The organism is uncultured Ellagibacter sp. (assembly GCF_934636505.1).
Classification (GTDB): domain Bacteria; phylum Actinomycetota; class Coriobacteriia; order Coriobacteriales; family Eggerthellaceae; genus Ellagibacter.
In genome coordinates this window covers 1-25,084 of record NZ_CAKUAL010000006.1, presented here as the reverse complement: position 1 = coordinate 25,084, position 25,084 = coordinate 1, and the positions used below count along the sequence as shown (strand labels likewise).

Genomic DNA, 25,084 nt, shown 5'->3' with positions numbered 1-25,084 from the left:
ACGTTGCGATACAATCCATGCGTTAGGCATCGTTAACGATGCATCATTCGAGCATTATGAAAGGGGGAGTCGCATATGGAACCGAAGATCGAAGAGGTGGCTTCGCGAATTAGGTCGTTGCGCGAGGATCTCGACATCTCGATGCAGGAAATGGCCCAGGCGACGGGTCGCTCGCTTTCGGAATACGCCGCGCAGGAATCGGGCGAGCAGGATTTAAGCTTCACCTTTCTCTCGAAGTGCGCGAAGCGCTTCGGCGTCGACGTCGTCGAGCTGCTTACCGGCGAGAACCCTCACCTGACCGGGTATTCCCTTATCCGCGAGGGCGACGGGCTGTCCGTGAAGCGCCGTGCCGGCTTCGAGTATTTGCACAAGGCGCCGCAGTTCAAGAACAAACTCGCCGAGCCGTTCTTGGTCACGATGCCCTATCTTCCCGAAGAGCAAGACAAACCCATCCATCTTTCCTATCACCGCGGTCAGGAAATCGACTGCATCGTCTCCGGACATATGCGCTTCGCCTACGAAGGCCACGTCGAGGAACTCGGCCCCGGCGACGTGCTTATGTACGATTCGGGTCGCGGGCATGGCATGATCGCCACAGGCGGCGAGCCGTGCGTGTTCTACGCGATCGTTTTGAAGCCGCAGGATATCGAGATTATGTAGGCGCGCCCGGGCTTGCCCCAGGTTGCGCCACCCTTCGGTATCTACGAGACTTCACGGGCGAATTGCCCTGCTTGCACTGAAAGAGGTTCTTTTATCCCATGAGGAATATCAATCTGCGCTACGTTGACGAGACCTACGCTTCCGATGGCCAGCTCGAGACGTTCAGCGTCCACTATCCCGACAACTTCAACTTCGGCTACGACGTCGTCGACGACATCGCGGTGAACGACCCCGACCGTCGCGCGATGATCTGGTGCAACCCCGAAGGCGAGGAGCACATCTTCACGTTCGCGGACATGAAGCGCTGGTCCGACAAGACGGCAAACTTCCTGGTCGATCAGGGCATCAAGCGCGGCGATTACGTTCTCGTCGTGCTGCGCCGCCACTACCAGTTCTGGTTCGTTGCGACGGCGTTGGCCAAGATCGGCGCGGTCATGGTCCCCGCGACCTTCATGTTGAAGGAGCACGACCTGGAATACCGCTTAAACGGCGCCTCCATCAGCTCCATCATCTGCACCTCCGTTGGGGACATCGCCCAGATTGCCGACAACGTCATCTCCGAGTGCCCCACGGTCACCTCTCGCATCCTCGTGAACGGCGCGGGCGGCGGCTTGACCCGACACGACGAGGATGGAAACCTCATCGCTGTTGCGGGCACGGTCGGCGCGGCGCTTTCCGGCGAGGAAGGCATCTGCGCAGCGTCTATCGAGCGCGAGGGTTGGGTCGACTTTAACAGCGGCGTCCGCGCGGCGAGCGAGGTCTTCGAACGTCGCGACACGGTAGCTGCCGAGCCCATGCTCATGTACTTCTCCTCCGGCACGTCCGGCAACCCGAAGATGGTGCTCCACGATTCCAGTTACGCTGTTGCGCACCTCATCACCGCCAAGCATTGGCATAACGTGCAGCCCGACGGCGTCCACTTCACCATCGCCGACACGGGCTGGGGCAAGGCCGTCTGGGGCAAATACTACGGGCAGTGGCTCATGGAGGCCTGCGTCCTCACGTACGATTTCGACCGTTTCAACGCGGGTGAGATTCTCTCGCTTATCTCGAAGTACCAGGTCACGTCTATGTGCTGCCCGCCGACGATGTACCGCCTCATGATGTCGGAGAATTTCGACGCCTATGATCTCTCCTCGCTTCAGTACTCGACGACCGCGGGCGAGGCGCTCAATCCCGATTTGTTCAACTTCTGGAAAGAGCACACGGGGCTTACGATCTACGAGGGCTTCGGGCAGACGGAGACGCCGCTTACCATCGCCAACCTCAAGCATTCGACGCCGCGTTCCGGTTCGATGGGCAAGCCCGTGCCTCTCTACAACGTCGAGATCCAGCGCGACGACGGCTCGCGCTGCAACACCGGCGAGACGGGCGAGATCTGCATCTGCATGGAGCCGCGCCCCGCGGGCATCATGATGGAATACTATCGCGACCCCGAAAAGACGGCGAACGCGATTTACGACGGCTGGTATCATACGGGCGACACCGCCTGGGTCGACGAGGACGGTTACTTCTGGTACGTCGGCCGAAACGACGACGTCATCAAGTCGTCTGGCTATCGCATCGGGCCTTTCGAGATCGAAAGCGAGCTGCTCGAGCACGAGGCGGTGCGCGAGTGCGCTGTCACCGGCGTGCCCGACCCTGTTCGCGGCTTCGCCGTCAAGGCGACGGTCGTGCTGGCTAATGGTTTCACAGGTTCCGACGAGCTGACCCGCGAGCTGCAGGCATGGGTGAAGCATCGTACGGCTCCTTACAAGTATCCGCGCATCGTCGAGTACGTCGACGCGCTGCCGAAGACCGTGAACGGCAAGATCCGCCGTGTCGCCATCAGGCAGAAGGACGGGGCGGACTTGAAGTCGCCGAAGCTTCCCGAGGGCCTTATCTAGCATGGCGCAGGTTCGCGATTTCGACGTTTCGCAGCTGTCGGGCGTGCTTATCGTGTGCGGCCACTACGGTGTGGGGAAGACGGCGCTTTCGCTTTCGCTTGCAAAGGATGTCGCCCGCGCGGGAAAGCGCGTCACGCTCGTCGACCTCGATGTGGTGAATCCCTACTTCAGGTCGAGTGACCAGGCGCAATCGCTTCGGGCGGCGGGCATCTCGGTGATAACGCCGGTCTATGCCGGTCCCGACTGCAACATCGACATGCCAGCGCTCACCGGCGCGGTTGCTCCCGCGATCGAGCGCGCGCAGTCCAACGAAAACGAGCTGTGCGTCATCGATGTCGGCGGCGACGATGCGGGTGCTGCAGCGCTTGGGCGTTTCTCGCGCACAATCGCTTCGTCACCTTACGAGATGTGGTATGTCGTAAACCGCTACCGAGCGCTTACCCGCGATCCGCGCGAAGCGTGCGAGGTGCTCTACGAAATCGAGCGTGCATCGCGCCTTCGTGCGACGGCAATCGTCGCGAACTCCCATCTCATGGGCGACACCGACGAAGATGCGATTTCCACTTCGCTGCCGTTTGCCCGCGAAGTGGCATGTGCGGCGGGTCTGCCGCTTGCTGCCGTCTGCGTTCCCGCATCTTGTGCGGATGCGGCGAGGGAGCGGCTTTCCCAAGAGGGCGCCGACGTGGCGCTCTACGAAATAGATCCCTATCGGCAAACGCCGTGGAGTAATTGATAGTCAAGAGGGCGGGGGTTAACGTCAAATGGCAAGAATCAGCGTGGACGAGGGCTTCTGCAAGGGCTGCGGCCTTTGTGTGGATGCGTGCCCGACCCACATCATCGAACTCGATCAGGAGAGGATAACGGCCAAGGGCTATCATCCTGCACACTGCATCGATCTATCAAAATGTACGGGGTGCTGCTCATGCGCGGTCATGTGCCCCGATGTCGCCATCTCGGTTTGGAGGTGAGTTATGGCTGAAAAGGTTCTCATGAAGGGAAACGAGGCGCTCGCTGAAAGTGCGCTGCGCGCCGGGTGCCGTTTTTTCTTCGGTTATCCCATCACGCCGCAGACCGAGCTTGCGGCCTACATGTCTAAGCGCATGCCGAAGATCGGCGGAACGTATCTGCAGGCTGAAAGCGAGATCGCGGCCATCAACATGGTGTACGGCGCTGCGTCCGCCGGCGCTCGCGCGATGACGTCCTCATCGAGTCCTGGAATCTCGCTTAAAGGCGAGGGCATCTCGTACATGGCAGGCTCGGATCTGCCGGGCGTCATCATCAACGTGCAGCGAGGGGGCCCGGGTCTCGGCGGCATTCAGCCCTCCCAGTCCGACTATTGGCAGGCCACGCGCGCAACTGGGCACGGCGACTTCTTCATGCCCGTGCTTGCGCCCTCGACGGTGCAGGAGATGGCGGACTGCGTCTACCGTGCCTTCGATTTGGCTGACGAGTACCGCACGCCTGTCATGGTGCTTGCCGACGGCATGTTGGGCCAGATGATGGAGCCGGTCGTTTTGCCGGAGCCTAAGGAGAGCCTTCCCGAGAAGCCCTGGGCAACGACGGGACATAAGGGCAAGCGCGCCCACAACATCGTGAACTCGCTCTATCTGACCGCCGATGCCCTCGAGAAACTCAACATAGAGCGCTTCGAGCGCTACGAGGTCATCCGCGAGAAAGAGCAGCGCTCAGAAGCCTTCATGCTCGACGATGCGGAAGTCGTCGTAGTCGCATTCGGCGCATCGAGCCGCGTGGCGAGAAGCGCGGTCGTCGCCGCGCGCGAGGAGGGCATCAAGGCCGGTCTCCTTCGTCCGATCACGTTGTGGCCGTTCCCGACGAAGGCAATCGAGGACGCGCTCACGCACGCGAAAACGTTCCTGTCGGTCGAGATGAACATGGGACAGATGGTCGATGACGTGCGCCTTGCGGTGAACGGGCGCGCGGCGGTCGACTTCTACGGCCGCACCGGCGGCGTCATCCCGACGCCCGAAGAGGTGCTTTCCGCTATCAAGGATTCTGCGAAGAGGGGAGGGGTTCTCTAATGGCACAAGACGAGAAGCTCGTGTTTTCCCGCCCGCATTCCCTGTTGCCGGTGGTGACCAACTATTGCCCGGGGTGCACGCACGGCATCGTCCATCGCCTCGTGTGCGAGACCATGGACGAGCTCGATATCGAGGGCCAGACCGTAGGCGTCGCGCCCGTCGGCTGCTCGGTCATGTCCTACGATTTCTTCGGTTGCGACATGATTGAGGCTGCTCACGGCCGCGCCCCCGCGGTGGCGACCGGTGTGAAGCGCGTTCTGCCCGACCACGTGGTGTTCGCGTACCAAGGAGACGGCGACCTCGCCTCGATCGGCATGGCGGAAACCGTCCATGCGGCGACGCGCGGCGAGCACATCACCGTCATCTTCATCAACAACGCGATCTACGGCATGACGGGCGGTCAGATGGCTCCGACGAGCCTTCCGAACCAGGTCACGCAGACGAGCCCCTATGGGCGCGACGTCTCGAAGGCGGGCTATCCCGTGCGCGTGTGCGAGCTTTTGAGCACGCTCGACGGCCCGGCGTACATCGAGCGCGTTACCGTCGACTGCAAGAAGAACATCCGCAAAGCGAAAAACGCCATCAAGAAGGCGTTCCAGTACCAGATCGACGGCGTGGGCTACTCGTTCATCGAGGTCGTTTCCACTTGCCCCACGAACTGGGGATTGACGCCGCAAGAGGCCTTCGAATGGATGCGCGAGAACATGCTGCCGTACTATCCGCTCGGCGTCTACCGCGACGTCGTTGCCGATGGTTATGCGAACGCGGCTGAGGCGGCGTCGGCGCGCTCGGCGGCATGTCCCATTGCCCATCCCGAGAAGTCGGAAGGGGGCAATTAATGGCTGAGACGACGTATCCCGATCGCAAGATCGTGCTCGCCGGTTTCGGCGGGCAGGGCGTGCTCTTTGCCGGCAAGGTCATCGCCTATACCGGGCTTATCGGCAACCGCGAGGTTTCGTGGCTGCCTTCCTACGGCCCTGAAATGCGCGGCGGCACCGCGAACTGCAGTGTCAGCTTGGCGGCAGACCCCATCGGCAGCCCGCTCATCACGGCGCCCGATGTCCTCATCGCGATGAACCAACCCTCGCTCGACAAGTTCATTGACGCGGTCGTTCCCGGCGGTCTTGTCATCGCCGACTCCACGCTCGTGCAGAACATTCCCGAGCGCAACGACGTCACGGTGAAGGCCATCCCCGCTGCCGATATCGCCGAGAAGGCGGGGCTTAAGGGCTTGGGCAACATCGTGCTGGTGGGCGCTCTCTTTGCGGCGGACCCGTTCTGCGATTCCGAGGTGCTCACGGCGGCGATCGAGAAGTGCGTTCCCGCGCGCAAAGCTGCGATGCTCGATAAGAACAAGCAGGCGCTCTCGCTCGGTATCGAGGCGTAAGGGCAGCGGGCGCGGCGAGGGGCGCTAAAGGGACACCCTTCGCCGCAGCTTCTTACCCTCAAAGGCGCACGGTTGACGCGAAGCCCCAGTTGAGGCGCGGCACGCGAGATTCGCGTGCCGCGCCCTCTTTACTTGCAAGTTGCTGCTATGATACTTCTATTACGCTATCAGTAGGTCGGAGGGTGCCTTGAGGTCACGTACTATCGCGTTGCGCTTCGTTCTCGCGACCGTGCTCGCGTTTTCCTTGGCATCCGTCGGCACCTTAGGAGTGGCTTCGGCCGACGAGCAGGGGCAATCTCAGGACGAGGCGGCTTCCTCGAAAGTGATTCGCGTCGGCTACCTCATCGACAATCAGGACTACCAATCCTGAACGCCCGACACGTATATGTCGGGCTGGGGATACGAATACCTGCAAGACATTTCCTACCACACCGAGGGCTGGAAATACGAGTACGTCCTGGGAACGTTCTCCGAGCTCATTGCCAAGCATGAGGCGGGGGAAATCGACCTCATGTCGAACATCTCCTATACCCCCGAACGAGCCGAGAACCTTCTCTACTCGACGAACCCTTCGGGCAAGGAGCGCTATTACATCTACGTGAAGCCCGATCGCGGCGACCTTACCGTGGGCGACCCTGCACTTGCCGAAGATGCCCAGCGAGCCCACGATGCAGGCATGAACGGGCATCTCGCCAAGCCCATCGACATGGAGAAGGTCAAGCAAGCGCTCGCCACCGCCCGCCGCTAATGCTTTGCCCGTTTTGCGTTTGCCTGCTGATGTCCGTGTTGTCCGCTTCGGCTTCTTGCGGTGCCTTTCGTAGGGACCTTGCTGATGTTCGTGCCGTTCGGCATTACGGAAGCATATCTTGTGTAGCTAAGGTGCCCCCGTAATTGCGCCCGCCGTGGTGTCATTGGCGGGATTATTCGCCCTTTGCTCAACGGGTCGGGGGTTGCGCGCAGGCATGCGGTATGATTGTCACGCTTTAGGAAGCTTTCTTCTTGGAGATGGATGGGTCCTGGTGGGCCCCGCGGCCTTCAAAGCCGCTGTGAGGCGCGCAGAACGTCTTGGGTGTGTTCGATTCGCACGCATCTCCGCCAATATTTCCATGAAACGACGTGATCGGCGCCGCAAGGTGCTTGCGTGCTTGTTGTCTTTTCCAGGAAATGGGGGGAATTATGGCAGATCAATCAATTTCCGTCGATGCGTTAAGCCCGGGTCAAACCGAGGCGAAGGCGGAGACCCTCGGCATCTCGAAGGGCTCGATGCCCGCTGGCCGCATGTTTGTCGCCGCGATGCTCGCAGGCGCCTTCATCGGCTTCGGCGCAATGTTCTTTTGCCTGTTCACAAGCGATTCATCGCTTCCTTTCGCCGTGCAACGCGCTGGCGGTGGCGCTTGCTTCTGCTTAGGCCTCGTGCTCGTGCTCTGCTGCGGCGCGGAGCTTTTCACCGGCAACTCGCTTATGGTGTGCTCGCTGTTCTCGAAAAAGATCGGCTCAGGCCAGCTCGCGCGCAACTGGGCGATTGTGTGGCTGGGAAACCTTGCCGGCTCGCTCGTCGTCGTGTTCCTCGTATGCGCCTCGCAGATGGGCGCGATGAACGGGGGAGCGGTCGGGACGACCATGGTAAACGTTGCTTCCTCGAAGGCCTCACTTGCACCCGCCACCATCTTCGCGAAGGGCATCCTCTGCAACGTGCTCGTGTGCCTGGCCGTGTGGATCGGCTTTTCCGCCCGCTCGGTGGTCGATAAGGTGCTCGGCATCTTTCTTCCTATCACTGCGTTTGTGGCCTGCGGGTTCGAGCACTGCGTGGCGAACATGTTCTTCCTTCCGAGCGGGCTTCTCATGAACATGCTCGGCGTCGGCAACTCGGGGGCGATCACGCTCGCGGGGCTCGTCGTGAACATCGTCATCGCGACGCTCGGCAACATCGTCGGCGGCGTGGCGGTCGGCACGGCGTATTGGTTCGCGTATCGAACTCGTGAGAATCGCGCGTAAACCCACGCGCATACGCTACACTTACCTTTCAACAGTCAAACGGGGAAGGGTGAGGTTCGTGCTTACGTATTTTAAACGCTATGAGATAGCGGCTTGTGCTATTGCCGTCGCCATTCCCCTCGTCGTGGTCTTCATCTGGTCGAACATCGAGGGGCGCGCGATGGGCTTCACCGCAGCGGGCGCGGGCGTGTCCGTCGTGCTGCTGCTCGTCGGCTTGTTCGTCTTCACGCGCGTGTTTGCTCGCGCAGCGCAGGCTAAGCTCGAAAAGCTCGTCTCCCTCTACAACGATGACTGCGATGCTATGGCCTTCCTCGAAGGTTCGTCGAAAATCGCGGAATCCGCCGAGCCGCCCTTGGGCGAGCTTCCCGCGTGGTTTTTGTCCTTTTACGCGTGCGCGCTTATCAATGTCGACCGCAAGAGCGACGCCGCGAAGTTCGGCCTCATGATTCAAGACAGCGTGAAGGACGCGCCCACCGATGAGGCGAAAATCGCGCTGTACGCCGATCTGGTTCCCCTGGTGAAGAGCCTCTTCGACAACAATCGGGTGATTGCGCTCATCGACGAGGCGCTCTCGCTGCCAAACTTGGGGGATGATATTATCACGCAGCAGCGCCGCGCCTATCTCTCATGGTCGCGCGAGGTCGCCCAGGCAGAACTCGCCCACGACGAGTCGAAGCTTATCGGGCTTTACCGCTCCATCTGGGACAACCACGACCAGTGCACGCGCTTGCGCGTCGTGTATGCTGCCAAGGAAGGCGAGCTTCACGCTGCGGCGGGCAACCGCGATGCGGCAGCAGGCTGCATGCGCTTCGCCGCCGACAATGGCAAGGATCTCCCCGCAGCGCGAACAGCCCGCGCCTTCTTCGGAGAGTAAGGTGCAGCTGCCTCGGCGCAGGTGACTTTAAAACGCCCCTTTCGGAAACGGCACCCCCGTTTACGGAATACCGCTAGGAATTGTTAGCACGTTCGAAACAAAAGACTCCTATAATGTCGAACGTTTTTGCAATTCACGGTACAAGCGGGGTAGAAGTATGGACTTGATGCAGATTGTGGCCGTGGTGGTGTTCGTCGTCGCGATGGTCGCCATCATGTCGGAGAAGGTGCACCGCGCGCTCGTCGCCATCGTCGGCGCGATGATCCTGCTCGTTGTCCACGTCGTCACCTTCGACCAGGCCATGGGCCACGTCGACTTCAACACGCTCGGCGTGCTTTTGGGCATGATGCTCTTCGTCGCCGTGGTGAAGCTCTCGGGCATCTTCGAGTACCTCGCCATCAAGTGCGCGCGCCTCGCGAAGGGCAACCCCTGGCACGTCATGGTGCTCTTCGTCTGCCTGACCGCGCTGCTCTCGGCCCTGCTCGACAACGTGACGACGGTCCTGCTCATCGGCCCCATGACCATCACGGTGTGCCGCCTGCTCGACATCGACGCGGTGCCGTTCTTCCTCGCCGAGATCATGGCCTCCAACATCGGCGGCACGGCAACGCTCATCGGCGACCCTCCCAACATCATGATCGGCTCGGCGGCGGGCTACTCGTTCGTCGACTTCGTCCTCTACGACACCCCGGCGGCGCTGCTCTCGCTTGCCGTGATGCTCGCGCTGTTCTACCTGCTGTTCGGCCGAAAGCTCCACGTCGACGACGCGCACAAGGACGCGCTCACCGGCCTCGACGAGCGCGAGCAGATCAAGAACCCCGTCCTCCTGCGCCAGAGCGTCGTCATGATCGCGCTCGTCGTCGTGGGCTTCATGGCCCACGGCTCGCTCGGCATCGAGTCCTGCGTCGTCGCGCTCACCGCGGCGGGCGTCCTCATGCTGATCTCGGGCGAGCGCATCGAGGAGGCGCTCGCGCACGTCGAGTGGACCACACTCGTCTTCTTCGCCGGCCTGTTCATCATCGTGGGCGCGCTCTCGGAGGTCGGCGTCATCGGCATGCTCGCGCAGGCCTTGATCGACGTCACGGGCGGCTCGACCTTCGTCGCCATGCTCGTGCTGCTCTTCGCCTCGGCCATCGTCTCGAGCTTCCTCGACAACATCCCGTTCGTGGCCACGATGATCCCGATCCTTCTGTCCATGGAGGCGACAGGCATGGACGTCGCGCCCCTGTGGTGGGCGGTGTCGCTCGGCGCCTGCCTCGGCGGCAACGGCACCTTGATCGGCGCGTCGGCGAACGTCGTCATGTCCGACATCTCGCGCAAGAACGGCCACGTCATCACGTTCGCACACTTCTTCAAAGTCGGCTTCCCCACGATGCTCGCGACCGTCGCCGTGTCAGCAATCTATCTAATCGTGCGTTTTCCGCCAATGTAGCTTTTCAGGGTTTCGCGCGGCGCGAAGCTGCCCTATACTTGCGTGCAGTCCTTTAAAAGCGGTACAGAGAGACCGACAAGGAGTGCGAGCGATTCACCCAGGTGAAGTCGCACTATCGCAGAACCGAGCGGTCTGCCTGCATCCCTGATTGGAAGAGGGTGCTAATGACAGATACTAGAACAGTGAAATCCGTCTGTATGGACGCAGACGAAATGGAGCGATCGCTCACGCGCATCGCGCACCAGATTCTCGAGGCTAACCATGGTGCCTCGAACATCGCCTTGGTCGGAATCCTCACCCGAGGCGACCTGCTCGCTCATCGCCTTGCGAGCAAGATCAAGCAGATCGAGGGCACCGACGTACCGCTTGGCGCGCTCGACATCAGCTTCTATCGCGATGATTTCGCGACGCATCTTTCCCCCGAGGTCCACTCGACCGACATCCGCTTCGACATCGACGGACTGACCGTCGTGCTTGTCGACGACGTCCTGTTCACCGGCCGCACCATCCGCGCGGCGCTCGATGCGCTGAGCGATTTCGGCCGCCCCTCCTGCGTGCAGCTTGCAGTCCTCGTCGACCGAGGGCACCGCGAGCTTCCCATCCGCGCCGATTTCGTCGGCAAGAACGTCCCTTCCTCTTCGCACGAGAACGTCCGCCTCTTTTTGGAGGAAGTCGATGGCGTCTCTGCCGTCGAGGTCCTCGAGATGGCGCCAGGGGACCGTGCGGGTTCCGCCCCGCTTGGCGCTGAACAGCCCCAGGAAAGTGAGGCGTAGCAACCATGGCCTTCAACCACAAGCACCTCATCAACATCTCCGACTACTCCGCCGAAGACATCACGCGGATTCTCGATACCGCCGCAAGTTTCCGCGCGGTGAACGAGCGGCGCATCAAGAAGGTACCGACGCTCAAGGGCTTCACCGTCGTGAACATGTTCAACGAGCCTTCGACCCGCACGCGCTCGTCGTTCGAGCTCGCCGAGAAGCGCCTGTCATGCGATACGCTCAACTTCGGTGGGTCTTCCACCTCTACGGTGAAGGGCGAGAGCTTGCGCGACACCGTGCAGACGCTTTGCTCGTACAAGATCGATGCCATCGTCGTGCGCGACAAGCACGCGGGAGCGCCGCGCAAGGTCGCCGATGTTTCCGGCGTCTCCGTCATCTGCGCAGGTGACGGCAAGCATCAGCATCCTACGCAAGCACTGCTCGACCTGTACACCATTCGCGAGCGTTTCGACCGCATCGAGGGCCTTCGCGTCGGCATCGTCGGAGACATCGGCCATTCGCGCGTCTGCGGCTCGCTCATTCCCGCGCTCAAGATTATGGGCGCCCATGTCACCGTCATCGCGCCGCCGACGCTTATGCCGGCAGCTCCCGAAATCTTAGGGGCCGATGAAATCACGTGCGACCTCGACGCGGCGCTGCCCGAGCTCGACGTGGTATACATGCTGCGCATCCAGCGCGAGCGCCTCGAGGGCGCGCCGTACCCGAGTCTTCGCGAGTACAACCTGCTCTTCGGCCTGACTGAGGAGCGTGAGAAGCTCATGCGGCCCGAAGCTATCGTTTGTCATCCAGGCCCTGTAAACCGCGGCGTCGAGCTCGACGACTACATGTGCGACCACCCGCAGCGCTCCGTCATCTTGGACCAGGTCTATTCCGGCGTGCTCGTCCGCATGGCCGTTCTCTATCTGCTGTTAGGAGGAACCGACAATGGCGTTGATGCTTAAGAACGCGCGGCTTCTCGACCCCCAGGTTGGGCTCGATGAGGTCGCTGACATCCTGATCCGCGATGGCCGCATCGTGGAAATCGGCCACGACCTTGAGATGCCGAAGGGCATCGAGCGCGACCTTACGGGAAAAATCGTCGTTCCCGGCCTGGTCGACATGCACGTTCACCTGCGCGATCCCGGATTCGAGTACAAAGGCGACATCGAGTCGGAGACGAAGGCGGCGGCGCACGGCGGCTTCACCGCGGTATGCGCGATGCCGAACACGAACCCCGTCTGCGATAACGCGACCATCGTGGAATACGTGCAGCGCAAGGCCTCTGAAGTCGGCTTCTGTCGCGTGCTCGTGTCGGGCGCGCTTACGCAGGGGCTCAAAGGCGAGGTGCTCTCTGAGATGGGGGACATGGTCGCTCACGGCGCTGTCGCGTTCACCGACGACGGCCGCGGCGTGCAGGACTCGGGTATGATGCGCCGCACGATGGACTACGCCAAGCAGTTCGACCGCGTCGTCATGTGCCACTGCCAAGACGAGGGTCTCGTGGGCGCGGGCCAGGTGAACGAAGGGGAATGCTCCACACGCCTCGGCCTTTTAGGTTGGCCCGCGGAAGGCGAGGAACTCGAAATCATGCGCGATATCGCGCTTTGCCGCCTGACGGGATGCCATTTCCACGCGCAACACGTGACAACCGCGCGCGGGCTCGAGCTCATTCGCGCCGCCAAAGCCGAGGGGCTGCCCGTCACCTGCGAGGTCACGCCGCACCATCTGCTTCTCGACGACTCGATGATCGGCGAGGACTACGATACGAACTACAAGGTGAACCCGCCGCTTCGCACGAAGGCTGATGTCGCTGCGCTTCGCGCCGGTCTTGCCGATGGCACGGTCGATGCCATCGTTACCGATCACGCGCCGCACGCGACCTACGAGAAGGATCGCGAGTTCGAGCTAGCCCCCTTCGGGATGACGGGCATCGAGACCTCGCTCGGCCTCATGCTCACCCATATGGTTGGCGAGGGCGTGATCGGTTTGAACCGTCTCGTCGAGCTCATGGCTGTGAACCCTCGGACGATCCTGCGAGACGAGCGCGTGGCCATCGAGCCGGGCTCTATCGCCGATTTGACGGTCATCGACCCCGACGCGGAGTGGACGGTTGCCAAAGACGACTTCTGCTCGAAGGCGCAGAACACGCCGTTTGTCGGGTGGGACCTTCGTGGGCGCGCGACCGACGTGTTCGTCGGCGGTTACGCGACGATGGAAGACGGCGTGGTTTGCTCCACGGTCAAAAAGTAAGGCGCCTTTACGGCGATTTCGATACGATAGCGGATGACGCCCGCGATGGCGGGCTTGAACGGAAAGGAACGATGTGAGCGAGATCACGAAAAAGCTGCTCGAGAACACCTCGAAGCCGCTCGGTGCACCGGCGCTGCTCGTGCTCGAAGACGGCGCCGTGTTCAGCGGCACCTCTTGCGCGGCGCAGGGCGAAGTGTTCGGCGAAATCTGCTTCAACACCTCTCTGGAGGGCTACCTCGAGGTGATTACCGACCCGAGCTACGCAGGCCAGATCATCACGATGACCTACCCCCAGATCGGCAACTACGGTGTGAACCGCGAGGACTGTCAGTCCGAGAAGCCGGCGTTGCGCGGGCTCGTCGTGCGCGACATGTGCCAGGTGCCCTCTAACTGGCGCAGCGAGCTTTCGCTGCCCGACTTCCTGCGTGAGAACAACGTCGTCGCCATCGAGGGCGTCGACACGCGCGCGCTCGTTCGCCACGTGCGCGACAACGGTGCCCAGCGCGCGGTGCTCTCCACGCTCGACACCGACGTTGAGAGCCTCCTTGCGAAGGTTCGCTCAAGCGAATCTATCGTCGGCGTTAACCTCGCCGAGACGGTCTCTCGCTCCGAGAAGGCAACCTTCGGCATCGATGACCTGCCGAAAACCCAGGCGTTCGCGCTCTCGGCGCCCGCGCCTGCGAAGTACAAGGTCGTCGCCTACGATTGCGGCGCGAAGCTCTCCATCTTCCAGAACCTCGTGCGCGTGGGCTGCGAGCTTACCGCTGTTCCCTGGGACACTCCCGCTGAGGACGTCCTTGCGATGAACCCCGACGGCGTGTTCCTCTCTAACGGCCCCGGCGATCCTGATGCTGTTTCGGGCACGTATACCCAGGTCGAAAAGCTGCTCGGCAAAGTTCCCGTCTTTGGCATCTGCCTTGGGCACCAGATGATGTCGAAGGCCGCGGGCGCTCAGATCGAGAAGCTCAAGTTCGGCCATCGCGGCGGCAACCACCCCGTCATGAACCTGCGCACTCACCGTGTCGAGATCACCGCGCAAAACCACGGGTTCGGCCTTCTGTTCCCGACGCTCGGCGAGCTTATCCCCGAGGAGTCGGCAGGAGAGACCGAGCATCGCGACGACCTGCGCTTCTGGGTCGAGAAGCGCGTGGCGCCCGTTGTGCGCAACGAGAAGTTCGGCCGCATCCAGCTCACGCATGTGAACTTGAACGACGGCACCGCCGAGGGCATCGCGTTTCTTGACATCCCGGCGTTCTCGGTGCAGTACCACCCCGAGGCGTCGCCCGGACCGACCGACGCGCACTACCTGTTCACCGCCTTCTCGCGCCTGATGGATGGACGCGAGGATTATCTCGATATCGACATCGCCGCCGACCGCTTGGCCGGATGGAAGTTTGGGGGAGAAGTCAATGCCTAAGCGTACCGACATCAAGTCCATCCTGGTCATTGGATCGGGTCCGATTGTCATCGGCCAGGCATGCGAGTTCGACTACTCGGGTGCCCAGGCCTGCAAGGTCCTCAAAGCCGACGGCTACCGCGTCATCCTCGTCAACTCCAACCCGGCGACCATCATGACTGACCCTGGTCTCGCCGATCGCACCTACGTCGAGCCGATCACGCCCGAATTCGTCGAGAAAGTCATCGAGAAGGAACGCCCCGACGCGCTTCTCCCGACGCTCGGCGGCCAGACCGGACTGAATACCGCCGTCGCCCTGGCGAAGTCTGGCGTCCTTGACAAGTACGGCGTCGAAATGGTCGGCTGCGACCTTCCCGCCATCGAGCGCGGCGAGGACCGCAAGCTGTTCAATGAGTGCATGGAGGAACTCGGCATCGAGGTCGCGCGCAGCGGCTATGCCTACTCCATGGAAGACGCCGAGTCGATCGTCGCCAAGTTGGGCTTTCCCGTGGTGTGCCGCCCGTCGTTCACGCTCGGCGGTGCCGGCGGTGGCATCGCGCACGACATGGACGAGCTTCATCTCATCGTGAGCCAGGGACTTGAGCTCTCGCCCGCAGGCGAGGTGCTTGTCGAGGAATCCATCGAGGGCTGGAAAGAGTACGAGATGGAGGTCATGCGCGACCGCGTCGGCAACGGCATCATCGTGTGCTCCATCGAGAACTTCGACGCGATGGGCGTCCATACCGGCGACTCGATCACCGTCGCCCCTGCGCAAACCCTCTCCGATGTGGAACACCAGCGCATGCGCACGGCCTCGCTCGCCATCCTCGAGAAGATCGGCGTCGAAACCGGTGGCTCGAACGTGCAGTTCGCCGTCAACCCGAAGACGGGCCGCATGATTGTCATTGAGATGAACCCCCGCGTGTCGCGCTCCTCCGCGCTCGCTTCCAAGGCGACGGGCTTCCCGATTGCCAAGGCCGCGGCGAAGCTCGCGGTGGGCTATACGCTCGACGAGATCGTGAACGACATCACCAAGGCGACGCCCGCGTGCTTCGAGCCTTCCATCGACTACTGCGTCGTCAAGGTGCCGCGCTTCGCGTTCGAGAAGTTCCAGGGCACCGACGACACGCTCACGACCCGCATGAAGGCGGTCGGCGAGATCATGTCCATCGGCCGCACCTTCGAGGAATCGCTCGGAAAAGCGCTTCGCTCCCTTGAAAACGGCCGCGCGGGTCTCGGTGCTGACGGCAAGGGTGCGGAGGGCACCATGCAGGGCGCGGAATTCGACGACATGGTGTGCCGCCCGACTGCGAACCGCATCTTCTTTATCGGCGAGGCGATGCGCCGCGGCATGAGCGTGGAGGAGCTTCATGAAAAGACGGGCATTGACCCGTGGTTCTTGGCTCGCATGGCCGACATGGTCGCCGTCGAGCAGGCGCTTTCGGGCCACGCGCTTGAGGAACTCGACGAGGAGGACATGCGCTGCGCTAAGCGCTTTGGCCTCTCCGATGTGCAGATCGCGCACCTGACCGGGTCGGACGAGCTTTCCGTGCGCGCCCACCGCAAGGCGCTCGGCGTCGTCCCTGCGTTCAAGACGGTCGACACCTGCGCTGCCGAAACGCCGAGCAAGACAGCCTACCACTACAAGACTTACGACACTTGCGAGAGCGAGGTCGCTCCCAAGACCAAGAAGCGCGCGATGATTCTCGGCGCAGGCCCGAACCGCATCGGCCAGGGCATCGAGTTCGACTACTGCTGCGTGCATGCAAGCTACGCGCTTGCCGATGCCGGCTTCGAGACCATCATGGTCAACTGCAACCCCGAGACGGTCTCGACTGACTACGACACCTCCGACAAGCTCTATTTCGAGCCTCTGACCTTCGAAGATGTCATGGACATCGTCGATGTGGAAGACCCCGACGGCGTCGTAGTGACACTCGGCGGTCAGACGCCGCTCAAGCTCGCGCGCGCCCTGCAGGAAGCGGGCGTCCCCATTATGGGCACGAGCCCCGAGGCGATCGACCTTGCCGAAGACCGCGATCGTTTCTCCCAGGTGCTCGACGAGCTCAAGATCATCTACCCCGCTGCGGGCGAGGCGTCTACCCTCGAAGAGGCGCATCGGGTTGCCGAGCACATCAGCTTCCCGCTACTCGTCCGTCCGAGCTACGTGCTCGGTGGCCGCGGCATGGCCATCGTCTACGACAACGATCAGCTTGACAAGTACATGGCCGAAGCCGCGAAGATCTCGCCTGACCACCCAGTCTATCTCGATCGATTCCTCGAAGCTGCCATTGAAGTCGACGTCGATGCGCTCTGCGACGGCAAGGACGTGTTCGTGGGCGGCATCTTGGAGCACATCGAGATGGCAGGCATCCACTCGGGCGACTCCGCCTGCTGCACACCGCCGTTCTCGCTCTCGCTCAGCCTTCAGGAGCAGCTGCGCGACATCGCACGCCGCCTTGCGCTGCGCCTGGGCGTCGTTGGCCTGCTCAACATTCAGTTCGCTATTAAAGACCAGGTCATCTACGTAATCGAGGCAAACCCGCGCGCGAGCCGCACCGTGCCGTTTGTCTCCAAGTCGACGGGTGTCCCCTTAGCGAAGATCGCGGCCCGCATCATGGCGGGGGAGAAGCTCGCCGATCTGCACCTTCCCGCCGACGACCGCGAGTTCGACTACTTCTGCGTGAAGGAAGCCGTTATGCCGTTCGGCCGTTTCCCCGGCTCCGACGTCGTGCTCGGTCCCGAGATGAAATCGACTGGCGAGGTCATGGGCATCGCAGGCAATTTCCCTGCAGCGTTCACCAAGACCCAGCTTGCGATTGATTACGAGCCGCCGCGGGGCGGGGAAGTGTTCATCTCGGTGAACGATGGCGACAAGCGCAACATCACGGCGATCGCTCGCTCCGTTGCGCGCCTCGGGTTCTCGCTCGTTGCAACGACGGGCACTGCCCGCGCCCTTCGCGCGTCGGGCATCGAATGCGAAGAGGTTGGCAAGATCCATGCCGGCTCGCACACGATTCTCGACCGCATCGCATCGGGCGAGATCGTGCTCATGATCAACACGCCGTTCGGCAGCTCCACCAACACCGACGGCTATGAGATGCGCGCGGCATGCGTGCGCCACGGCGTGAGCTACTGCACCACGCTTGCGGGCGCGCAGGCGCTTATCGCGGGCATGGAGGCGGTCCGTGAGACGGGGCTCGACGTCATCGCGCTGCAAGACCTGCCACAATGGGAAGGCTAAATGATGGTAGATATCACAGCGCCCGTGCTCGATAACCACCAGGTGGGCCCCAGGCTTCACCTTATGACGCTGAGCGCGCCCATAATCGCCTCGAGCATCAAGCCCGGGCAGTTCGTCCATATGCAGATTCCGGGTATGGAAGGCCATATCCTGCGCCGCCCGTTCTCGGTCTATGCGGCGGACGTGAGCGAGGGGACGATCGAGATTCTCTACCAGGTGGTGGGCTTCGGCTCCGAGCGGATGACCAAGCTTGCGCCCGGTGACGAGATTGCTCCCAAGCTCATCGGGCCTGTGGGCCACGGCTGGGCGGCGCCCGAAAAATGCGGACGCGCGCTTCTGGTGGGCGGCGGCGTCGGGGCGGCGCCGTTGTTTTTGCTCTTCGAGCAGCTCGTCGCTGCGGGCGTCGACGTCACCGTAGTGCTCGGTGCCCAAACCGAGGCAGCGCTCGTATGCCGCGAGCGTTACGCGCGCGTGCTTTTCACTGCCGGCTGCTGCGCCGAGAACGCGCCTCTGTGCGCCACCGACGACGGCACCTTCGGCCGCGCAGGTTTTTGCACCTCGCTTGTCGATGATGCGGTAAGCGAGGCGAACGCGAGCGGGAAACCCTTCGATTACCTGGCTGTTTGCGGTCCTGAGCCGCTCATGAAGATAGTTTCCGGCCAAGCGGCGCAAGCGAGCATCCCTTGCCAGGTGTCGATGGAGAAGCGCATGGCGTGCGGTGTCGGAGCCTGCCTTTCCTGCGTTGTGGAAACCGTTCACGGCAAGAAACGGTCCTGCGTCGACGGCCCCGTCTTCGATGCACAGGAGGTGGCGTGGTAATGGCAGCGAAAACCCCACGTGAAACCTGCGTTAATCTGGCAGTGAACCTCGGCGGCCTTACGATGAAGAACCCCGTGACGACGGCTTCGGGCACGTTCGCTGCCGGCATGGAGTACTCCGATTTCGTCGACGTGTCCGCTTTAGGCGCCGTCACGACGAAGGGCGTTTCCCTCAACGGTTGGGAAGGCAACGCGAGCCCGCGCATCGCCGAGGTTCCTTCGGGCATGCTGAATTCGATCGGCCTGCAAAACCCCGGTGTCGCCCACTTGAAGAGCGAGGAGCTTCCCTGGCTGCGGGAGCAAGGTGTCACGACCATCGTGAACGTCTCTGGGCATAGTTTTGACGAATACGTGCAGGTCATCGAAGCGCTCGAGGATGCACCCGTCGATGCGTACGAGGTGAACATCTCGTGTCCGAACGTCGATGCCGGCGGCATGACGCTCGGTACCCACGTCCCAAGCGTCGAGAAGGTTGTCTCGCTTTGCCGCGAGGCGACGTCGCGCCCGCTTATCGTGAAGCTCACTCCCAACGTGACCGATATCGCTGAGATTGCGCGCGCCGCTGAGGCTTCGGGCGCCGATGCGATTTCGCTTATCAACACGCTGCTCGGTATGGCGATCGACGTGAAGCGACGCCGGCCGGTGCTTGCGCGCGTTGTCGGTGGATTCTCGGGTCCTGCCGTGAAGCCGGTTGCGCTGCGCATGGTGTGGCAGTGCTCGAAGGCGGTTTCCGTTCCCATCCTTGGCATGGGCGGTGTTACCACCGGCACCGATGCCATCGAGTTCATGCTGGCTGGTGCCACAGCAGTTGCCGTCGGCACGGCGAACTTCATGAACCCCCAAGCGACCGTCGACGTGATCGATGGCATTATCGACTACTGTGAAGAGCAGGGCGTAAACGATGTGAACGACCTGATAGGAGCACTTGAATGCTAGAGGATTTCCACGCTCAACCCGCCCGCGACCGCGTGATCGTCGCGCTCGACTGTAATGCGGCTACTGCGCTTTGCCTTGCCGTGCAGCTGCGCGGCCATGCGAAATGGCTCAAAGTCGGCATGACGCTCTACTATGCTGAGGGTCCTAAGATTGTGCAGACGTTCAAGCAGCTCGGCTTCAATGTCTTCCTCGACCTGAAGTTCCACGATATTCCGCATCAGGTGGAAGGTGCCGCGGCTTCGGCGGTGCTTTCGGGGGCCGACATGCTCACCATGCACGCTGTCGGCGGTTCTGCCATGATGGCAGCTGGGCACCGTGGTGCGGAAGCCGCCGCGTTCGAGCGTAAGGTTCCCGTTCCGGCAACGCTTGCGATTACGGTTCTCACCAGCATGGATGCCGAATCGCTTGCAGCCACGGGCGTTTCGAGGGCATTGCCTGAGCAGGTGAGCTCGCTTGCTCTGCAGGCGCGCGAGGCGGGGCTTTCGGGCATTGTATGCTCGCCTCAGGAAGCGAGTAGCATGCGCGAACTGCTCGGCCCGGATGCGTTTATCGTGACCCCAGGCGTTCGTCCCGCGGGAAGCGCGAAGGGCGACCAGAGCCGTGTGGCCACGCCCGCTCAGGCTTTCGAGAACGGCGCCTCTCATATTGTTGTAGGTCGTCCGATCACGCAGGCTGAAGACCCGGTCGCTGCGTTCGAGGCAATCGCCGCAGAACTGGCTTAGGGCTTTCAACTCGATAAGCGCTCGCGAAGAAAGTGCATGCTCAAACACCGAGGCTGCACGGAGTCGACTTACACGCACAATCCCTAGGGGCGCACCGTATTCCGGTGCGCCCCTAGGCGTCTGATGCGCGGGTTTACTTCAACCTGAGGGCAAAGGTGGAAGAATCTCCGAAAATCCAGAAGGCATTTCCAGGCTACGAGGTGGTTTACGGGTTCTTCAGCAAAAGCGGCTTCACTCAAAGGCTGCTCGATGTAGCGCGAGAGAAGTAGAATCTGCTGCTGATTAATGAGGATGCTTTGATGCGGGTATAATTGTTCGAATACAACTCTGCAGCAGGTCCTGTACATAGTGAGCGCTGCGATGTTGGGCGTTGACTGCATGCAACCTACAGCCATCATCGCACGATGCCTGCCCAGAGGGCAAGTGCACAAAGATGATGGGGGCTTGCCTCGTCGACGATTACCTGGAATCCCCACCATTAACTATATGCTGGCACGAATAATACTCATTGCAAACATATCTCTAAGTAAATATAATAACTGTAATTGTAATTATTCATATTGAAGGAGGTCAAATGAACATTTCGAGACGCTCTTTTGTAGCTGCTAGCTTATTAGGGGCTAGCTCGATGATTGCTGCCATGAACCCTGTGTTCGCGCTGGGTCAATCTCGAGCCAATGCTTCTATTCATTGCCTTATTGACACAACAATAGACAATGCCCAATACGCAGGCATCTATTTGCCGACACGGGAAATAAATTATTCTAGGATTAATCTATCTCTTTTTACAAAATCTCGAACTGTTGGAGCGCTATCGATCCCAGCTTCTTTTTCGGATACAGGTATTTCTGGTCGGTCAGTAATAGGGCACGATTCCCGAACTCGTTTAACGGGGACGGATTCTCATCCGTATAACGCCACGTGCTTTATTCAAACCACGTGGCCCGATGGTGCCATTGGATACGGAACTGCAGCGTTTTCTTCCTTGACAATGGCTCTTACTGCCGGTCATTGCGTTTTTTCTACAGAGCATGGGGGATTTGCAGAATCTATTAGAGTATGGCCGGGTCGTAATGGGGACTTTATTCCATACGGCTCTGTTGATGTTGATTCCGTTTATATACCAATCGAATATTATCAGGCGAGAGACAAGCGATTTGACTATGCGGCACTTGGCTTTATTCCTTCTTCTTTCCCTTCAACGTTAAATCAACGCTCGTATTTAGGAGCGCACGCGTACAATGACAATAATGCGGGGGGTCAGTATATACGTATTGATGGTTATCCATATGAGAGATTCGCTGAGTTTTGGGGTTCGATGGGCTACATTGAATCTGATTCAGCTAACAGCTCTTACATGTGGAGGTACTCCATAGACACGAGCGAGGGGATGAGTGGGACTCCATTGGCAACCCTTGCGGGGGCAGCTGATCCAAATCAAATAGTTGGCATCCATACTTCTGGAACCAATAATTCCTCAACAAATCCTTATAACTACGCAGTTAAAATGGATAGCCGAATGATATGTTTTGTAGCTTCGTTCCGTGTGAACGGCGAAGATAGGGGGAATGCGTAGTTATGCGCTTCAAAATAGTGGGCTTCGCCGTTTTGCTCATGGCTTGCTGCATGGTTGGGTGCACCCAGCAGCCTTCTTCTTCGACATCTCCGGAAGAAGACGCTAATCAATATGCCGACTTCACGATTACCTTTCTTTTATCCGATGGCAATCCCGCGGCTCATGTTGAGGTCGTATCGAATCACCTTGAAGAACCAACGCTCGAAATAGCCGATGCGCATACCACTGACGAGAGGGGAAGAATATCGTTTAAGGCTTTTGTTCCGCAAAATGCGAATTTCGCTGTCCGCCCGCTCGTTGAGTACAGCTCCCAGGGAGAACTAATTACCGTTGACTTGCAGCAGGGGGAAACAGATTTGACTCTCTCGCTTTCAGATGATTATTCTTCGCAATACGAAATGGACAAGGCGTCCTGTTAGTTCGGCCCGACTTGCTGATGCCGTCGCCATTTGTGAATGCTTTGTGCTCAGATGCGCTGTGATGTGTCCAGATTTGGCCCTGCACCTTATTTTTCCGTTGATGAGCAGTGATTTCTTTGAAAAACACTTGACCATTCGGCGGAAATCCACGACGATAATCAAACGTTGACCGCGCCGTGAGCAAGCCGATGGAAGATTGAGTTTGCGGAGGGTCGCGGAAAAACAATGCCCGTCCACTATTATTTTCCTTGAATGGTCAACTGGGCATTTACAATTATTGTTGATAACGGCAATCGGCGGTAGGCGTCGTGCCGAGAAACAAAAGGAGAGATTCACGATGGCAATTCCTCAACTCAGCCCCGAAGAGCGTCAGGCAGCTCTCGAGAAGGCCAAGGCCGCCCGCATCAAGCGCGCTGAGGTTCGCGACGATCTCAAGAGCGGCAAGCTCACGCTCGAGAAGGTTCTCGACATGAAGGAAGACCCGATCGTCGGCCGCATGAAGGTTTCCACCCTCATCGAGACCCTCCCCGGTTACGGCAAGGCCAAGGCCGAGAAGATCATGAAGGAACTCCAGATCGCTGAGAGCCGCCGCCTTCGTGGTCTTGGCGACCGTCAGCGTGCCGCACTGCTGGAGCGTCTTGGCTAATCGTGCCCATGCGCCGCGGTAATCTCTTTGTGATTTCAGGGCCATCAGGTGCTGGCAAGGGCACCCTGGTGGCCCGTTTGTTGCGCGAAGTTCCCGATTGCTGGGTTTCGGTTTCCGCAACGACGCGTTCTCCACGCGAAGGCGAGCAGGAGGCTGTCCAGTACTTCTTCAAGAGCGACGAGGAATTCGACGCGCTTGTCAAAGAGGACGGGCTTTTGGAATGGGCCACGTATGCGGATCATCGCTACGGCACGCCGAAAAGCGCCGTGCTGGGGCATATCGCCCAAGGTGAGCAGGTCGTTCTTGAAATCGACGTGCAGGGCGCTTTTCAGGTGAAGGACAAGCTTCCCGAAGCGCACCTGGTTTTCATCGAGCCGCCTTCGCTTATCGTGCTTGAAGAGCGTCTACGCGGACGCGGTACGGAAACCGACGAGGTGATAGCCTCCCGCATGGAAGCGGCGCAGGCAGAGCTTGCGCGCAAGATGGAGTATGACATTCGGATCGTGAACGACGACCTTGAGACCGCCACTAGGCAGTTAGTCGATTACGTGAACGAAAAAGCTGAAGAATAACGAGGTAACATCAAAGATGAGCATCATCGAACCGAGAATCAACGATTTACTGGAAGAAACCGATCAAGACCGTTTCCTTCTGTGCGCCCTCGCGTCCAAGCGCGCGCACGACATCAACGACATGATGCGCGGCCAGCGCGATCGCGCAATCCAGCTGCAAACCGCCGTCGAGATTGCTCGCGCTGCGGACAAGAAGCCGCTCACGATCGCCTTCAATGAAATCGCAACTGGCGACGTTTCCTATGATCCTGACAGCATCGACATCAAGAACCATTAATGGCTGAGTATCAACGAATCTGTCTTGTTCACTACCACGAGATCGGCCTTAAGGGTCACAATCGATCAAAATTCGAGATGCGCCTTCTGAAGAATCTGGAGGCGCATCTTTGCGCGTACCCTGTTGTGACGATTCACCGCATCTCGGGGCGTCTTTGTGTGTTCTTGAAGGAAGGAACCTCGCACGACACCATGGTCGAATGTGCCGATGCTATCCGCTCGATTCCCGGCACCGCGCGTGTCTCGTGCGGGTTCAAGTGCGAGCGCGACCTCAACCAGATGACCGAGGCTGGCATTCTTGCGATGGGTGAATCGGGGGCGTTTGCGAGCTTCAAGGTGCACGCGCGCCGCAACCACACCGATTTCCCCGTGAACTCAATGGAGATCAACCAGATTGTGGGCGGGCGTTTGAGCGAAGCTTATCCCCAGGTCAAAGTCCAGATGAAGGACCCCGACCTCACGGTGGGAATCGAAGTCGTGCAAAACGCGGCATATGTCTACGCGCGCAGCATCCCCGGCATCGGGGGCCTTCCCGTCGGAAGCTCGGGAACGGTGGTAAGCTTGCTTTCCTCCGGAATCGACTCGCCTGTGGCGCTCTGGCGCATTGCGCGTCGCGGCGCCGTCTGCATCGGCGTGCATTTCTCGGGCAGGCCGCAGACATCCGACGCCTCCGAGTTCTTGGTCGACGACATCGCGCATGTGCTCGAGAAGACGGGCTGCATCGCGCGCGTCTACGTTGTCCCCTTCGGCGACTATCAGCGCGAGATTGCCCTTTCGGCACCCCCTGAGCTGCGCGTTATCCTGTACCGCCGCCTCATGTTCCGCGTTGCCGAGCGTATCGCTTACTACGAGCATGCGAAGGCCATCGTCACGGGTGAGAGCCTCGGGCAGGTCGCTTCGCAGACGCTCGACAACATCAGGGCGACGAACGACGCCGTGTCGCTTCCGGTGTTCCGCCCGCTCATCGGCTCCGACAAGCTCGAAATCATCGCGCAATCGCAGCAGTTGGGGACGTTCCCCATCTCGTCGCAGGAAGCGCCGGATTGCTGCACGCTCTTCATGCCGCGCAACCCCGAGACGCACGCGAACCTGACGGCCGTGCGCGAGGCTGAGGCCGCTTTCCCCATCGACCAGTGGGTGGAGGAGCTCGCCTGCGCTGCCGAGCCGCACGATTACGCCTGCCCTGCCTATAAGC

At 60.6% G+C, this 25,084-nt stretch carries 26 protein-coding genes and 1 tRNA gene; all 27 read left to right on the top strand.

Annotated features, from left to right (window positions below; all coding sequences use genetic code 11):
* Positions 1-75: 75 nt before the first annotated feature.
* Positions 76-660 carry a cupin domain-containing protein gene (locus Q0G18_RS01425; protein WP_276996578.1) on the top strand — a complete coding sequence of 195 codons (585 nt, stop codon included), beginning with the start codon at positions 76-78 and terminating at the stop codon, positions 658-660.
* Positions 661-758: 98 nt separating this feature from the next.
* Positions 759-2,546 (top strand): AMP-binding protein, encoded by a 1,788-nt coding sequence (locus tag Q0G18_RS01420; RefSeq protein WP_297148833.1) that lies wholly within the window; start codon positions 759-761, stop codon positions 2,544-2,546.
* A gap of 1 nt (position 2,547) precedes the next feature.
* Positions 2,548-3,279 carry a ParA family protein gene (locus Q0G18_RS01415; RefSeq protein WP_297148831.1) on the top strand — a complete coding sequence of 244 codons (732 nt, stop codon included), beginning with the start codon at positions 2,548-2,550 and terminating at the stop codon, positions 3,277-3,279.
* 28 nt (positions 3,280-3,307) lie between these two features.
* Entirely contained in the window at positions 3,308-3,514 is a 207-nt protein-coding gene (locus Q0G18_RS01410; protein ID WP_296058931.1) for a 4Fe-4S binding protein, read from the top strand.
* Between the two features lie 3 nt (positions 3,515-3,517).
* The gene (locus Q0G18_RS01405; protein WP_297148828.1) at positions 3,518-4,585 is read left to right on the top strand and encodes a 3-methyl-2-oxobutanoate dehydrogenase subunit VorB; all 1,068 of its coding nucleotides are present in this window, start codon (positions 3,518-3,520) and stop codon (positions 4,583-4,585) included.
* A complete protein-coding gene (locus tag Q0G18_RS01400; protein ID WP_297148827.1) occupies positions 4,585-5,424 on the top strand; it encodes a thiamine pyrophosphate-dependent enzyme in 840 nt (279 codons plus the stop codon). The genes Q0G18_RS01405 and Q0G18_RS01400 overlap by 1 nt, the downstream gene beginning before the upstream one ends.
* A complete protein-coding gene (locus Q0G18_RS01395) occupies positions 5,424-5,972 on the top strand; it encodes a 2-oxoacid:acceptor oxidoreductase family protein (RefSeq protein ID WP_297148825.1) in 549 nt (182 codons plus the stop codon). The genes Q0G18_RS01400 and Q0G18_RS01395 overlap by 1 nt, the downstream gene beginning before the upstream one ends.
* A gap of 187 nt (positions 5,973-6,159) precedes the next feature.
* Positions 6,160-6,342, top strand: a complete 183-nt coding sequence (locus Q0G18_RS01390) for a hypothetical protein (RefSeq protein WP_297148823.1) — start codon at positions 6,160-6,162, stop codon at positions 6,340-6,342.
* Between the two features lie 15 nt (positions 6,343-6,357).
* Positions 6,358-6,720, top strand: coding sequence for a transporter substrate-binding domain-containing protein (locus Q0G18_RS01385; RefSeq protein ID WP_297148821.1), 363 nt, complete (start codon positions 6,358-6,360; stop codon positions 6,718-6,720).
* A 253-nt stretch (positions 6,721-6,973) separates the two neighbouring features.
* Positions 6,974-7,070: transfer RNA gene (locus tag Q0G18_RS01380), tRNA-Sec, on the top strand.
* Positions 7,071-7,148: 78 nt separating this feature from the next.
* On the top strand, positions 7,149-7,967 hold the full coding sequence (locus Q0G18_RS01375) for a formate/nitrite transporter family protein (protein WP_297148819.1): 819 nt from the start codon (positions 7,149-7,151) through the stop codon (positions 7,965-7,967).
* Between the two features lie 58 nt (positions 7,968-8,025).
* The gene (locus tag Q0G18_RS01370) at positions 8,026-8,841 is read left to right on the top strand and encodes a hypothetical protein (protein WP_297148816.1); all 816 of its coding nucleotides are present in this window, start codon (positions 8,026-8,028) and stop codon (positions 8,839-8,841) included.
* Between the two features lie 157 nt (positions 8,842-8,998).
* Entirely contained in the window at positions 8,999-10,273 is a 1,275-nt protein-coding gene (locus tag Q0G18_RS01365) for an ArsB/NhaD family transporter (RefSeq protein WP_297148813.1), read from the top strand.
* 164 nt (positions 10,274-10,437) lie between these two features.
* A complete protein-coding gene (gene pyrR, locus Q0G18_RS01360; protein ID WP_297148810.1) occupies positions 10,438-11,046 on the top strand; it encodes a bifunctional pyr operon transcriptional regulator/uracil phosphoribosyltransferase PyrR in 609 nt (202 codons plus the stop codon).
* A gap of 5 nt (positions 11,047-11,051) precedes the next feature.
* Positions 11,052-11,996, top strand: coding sequence for an aspartate carbamoyltransferase catalytic subunit (locus tag Q0G18_RS01355; RefSeq protein ID WP_297148808.1), 945 nt, complete (start codon positions 11,052-11,054; stop codon positions 11,994-11,996).
* Positions 11,980-13,284 carry a dihydroorotase gene (locus Q0G18_RS01350; RefSeq protein ID WP_297148806.1) on the top strand — a complete coding sequence of 435 codons (1,305 nt, stop codon included), beginning with the start codon at positions 11,980-11,982 and terminating at the stop codon, positions 13,282-13,284. Before Q0G18_RS01355 ends, Q0G18_RS01350 begins: the two co-directional genes overlap by 17 nt.
* Positions 13,285-13,357: 73 nt before the next feature.
* Positions 13,358-14,701: a glutamine-hydrolyzing carbamoyl-phosphate synthase small subunit gene (gene carA, locus Q0G18_RS01345; RefSeq protein ID WP_297148804.1), complete on the top strand. Its 1,344-nt coding sequence runs from the start codon at positions 13,358-13,360 to the stop codon at positions 14,699-14,701.
* The gene (gene carB, locus Q0G18_RS01340; RefSeq protein WP_297148800.1) at positions 14,694-17,924 is read left to right on the top strand and encodes a carbamoyl-phosphate synthase large subunit; all 3,231 of its coding nucleotides are present in this window, start codon (positions 14,694-14,696) and stop codon (positions 17,922-17,924) included. Before carA ends, carB begins: the two co-directional genes overlap by 8 nt.
* Positions 17,925-18,743 carry a dihydroorotate dehydrogenase electron transfer subunit gene (locus Q0G18_RS01335; RefSeq protein WP_297148799.1) on the top strand — a complete coding sequence of 273 codons (819 nt, stop codon included), beginning with the start codon at positions 17,925-17,927 and terminating at the stop codon, positions 18,741-18,743. It begins immediately after the preceding gene.
* The gene (locus tag Q0G18_RS01330; RefSeq protein WP_297148796.1) at positions 18,743-19,678 is read left to right on the top strand and encodes a dihydroorotate dehydrogenase; all 936 of its coding nucleotides are present in this window, start codon (positions 18,743-18,745) and stop codon (positions 19,676-19,678) included. The genes Q0G18_RS01335 and Q0G18_RS01330 overlap by 1 nt, the downstream gene beginning before the upstream one ends.
* Positions 19,672-20,400, top strand: coding sequence for an orotidine-5'-phosphate decarboxylase (gene pyrF / locus Q0G18_RS01325; protein WP_297148792.1), 729 nt, complete (start codon positions 19,672-19,674; stop codon positions 20,398-20,400). Before Q0G18_RS01330 ends, pyrF begins: the two co-directional genes overlap by 7 nt.
* A gap of 574 nt (positions 20,401-20,974) precedes the next feature.
* The gene (locus tag Q0G18_RS01320) at positions 20,975-21,976 is read left to right on the top strand and encodes a hypothetical protein (RefSeq protein WP_297148790.1); all 1,002 of its coding nucleotides are present in this window, start codon (positions 20,975-20,977) and stop codon (positions 21,974-21,976) included.
* A 2-nt stretch (positions 21,977-21,978) separates the two neighbouring features.
* Complete coding sequence (locus tag Q0G18_RS01315; protein WP_297148788.1) at positions 21,979-22,395, top strand: hypothetical protein; 417 nt, start codon at positions 21,979-21,981, stop codon at positions 22,393-22,395.
* Positions 22,396-22,732: 337 nt separating this feature from the next.
* Positions 22,733-23,041, top strand: coding sequence for an integration host factor, actinobacterial type (mihF, locus tag Q0G18_RS01310; RefSeq protein WP_158048505.1), 309 nt, complete (start codon positions 22,733-22,735; stop codon positions 23,039-23,041).
* Between the two features lie 8 nt (positions 23,042-23,049).
* Positions 23,050-23,613: a guanylate kinase gene (gene gmk / locus Q0G18_RS01305; RefSeq protein WP_158048506.1), complete on the top strand. Its 564-nt coding sequence runs from the start codon at positions 23,050-23,052 to the stop codon at positions 23,611-23,613.
* A 16-nt stretch (positions 23,614-23,629) separates the two neighbouring features.
* The gene (locus Q0G18_RS01300; RefSeq protein ID WP_296058898.1) at positions 23,630-23,890 is read left to right on the top strand and encodes a DNA-directed RNA polymerase subunit omega; all 261 of its coding nucleotides are present in this window, start codon (positions 23,630-23,632) and stop codon (positions 23,888-23,890) included.
* Positions 23,890-25,084: tRNA uracil 4-sulfurtransferase ThiI (thiI, locus tag Q0G18_RS01295; RefSeq protein WP_297148785.1), on the top strand; the 1,195-nt coding region annotated here is incomplete at its 3' end. The genes Q0G18_RS01300 and thiI, both read left to right, overlap by 1 nt.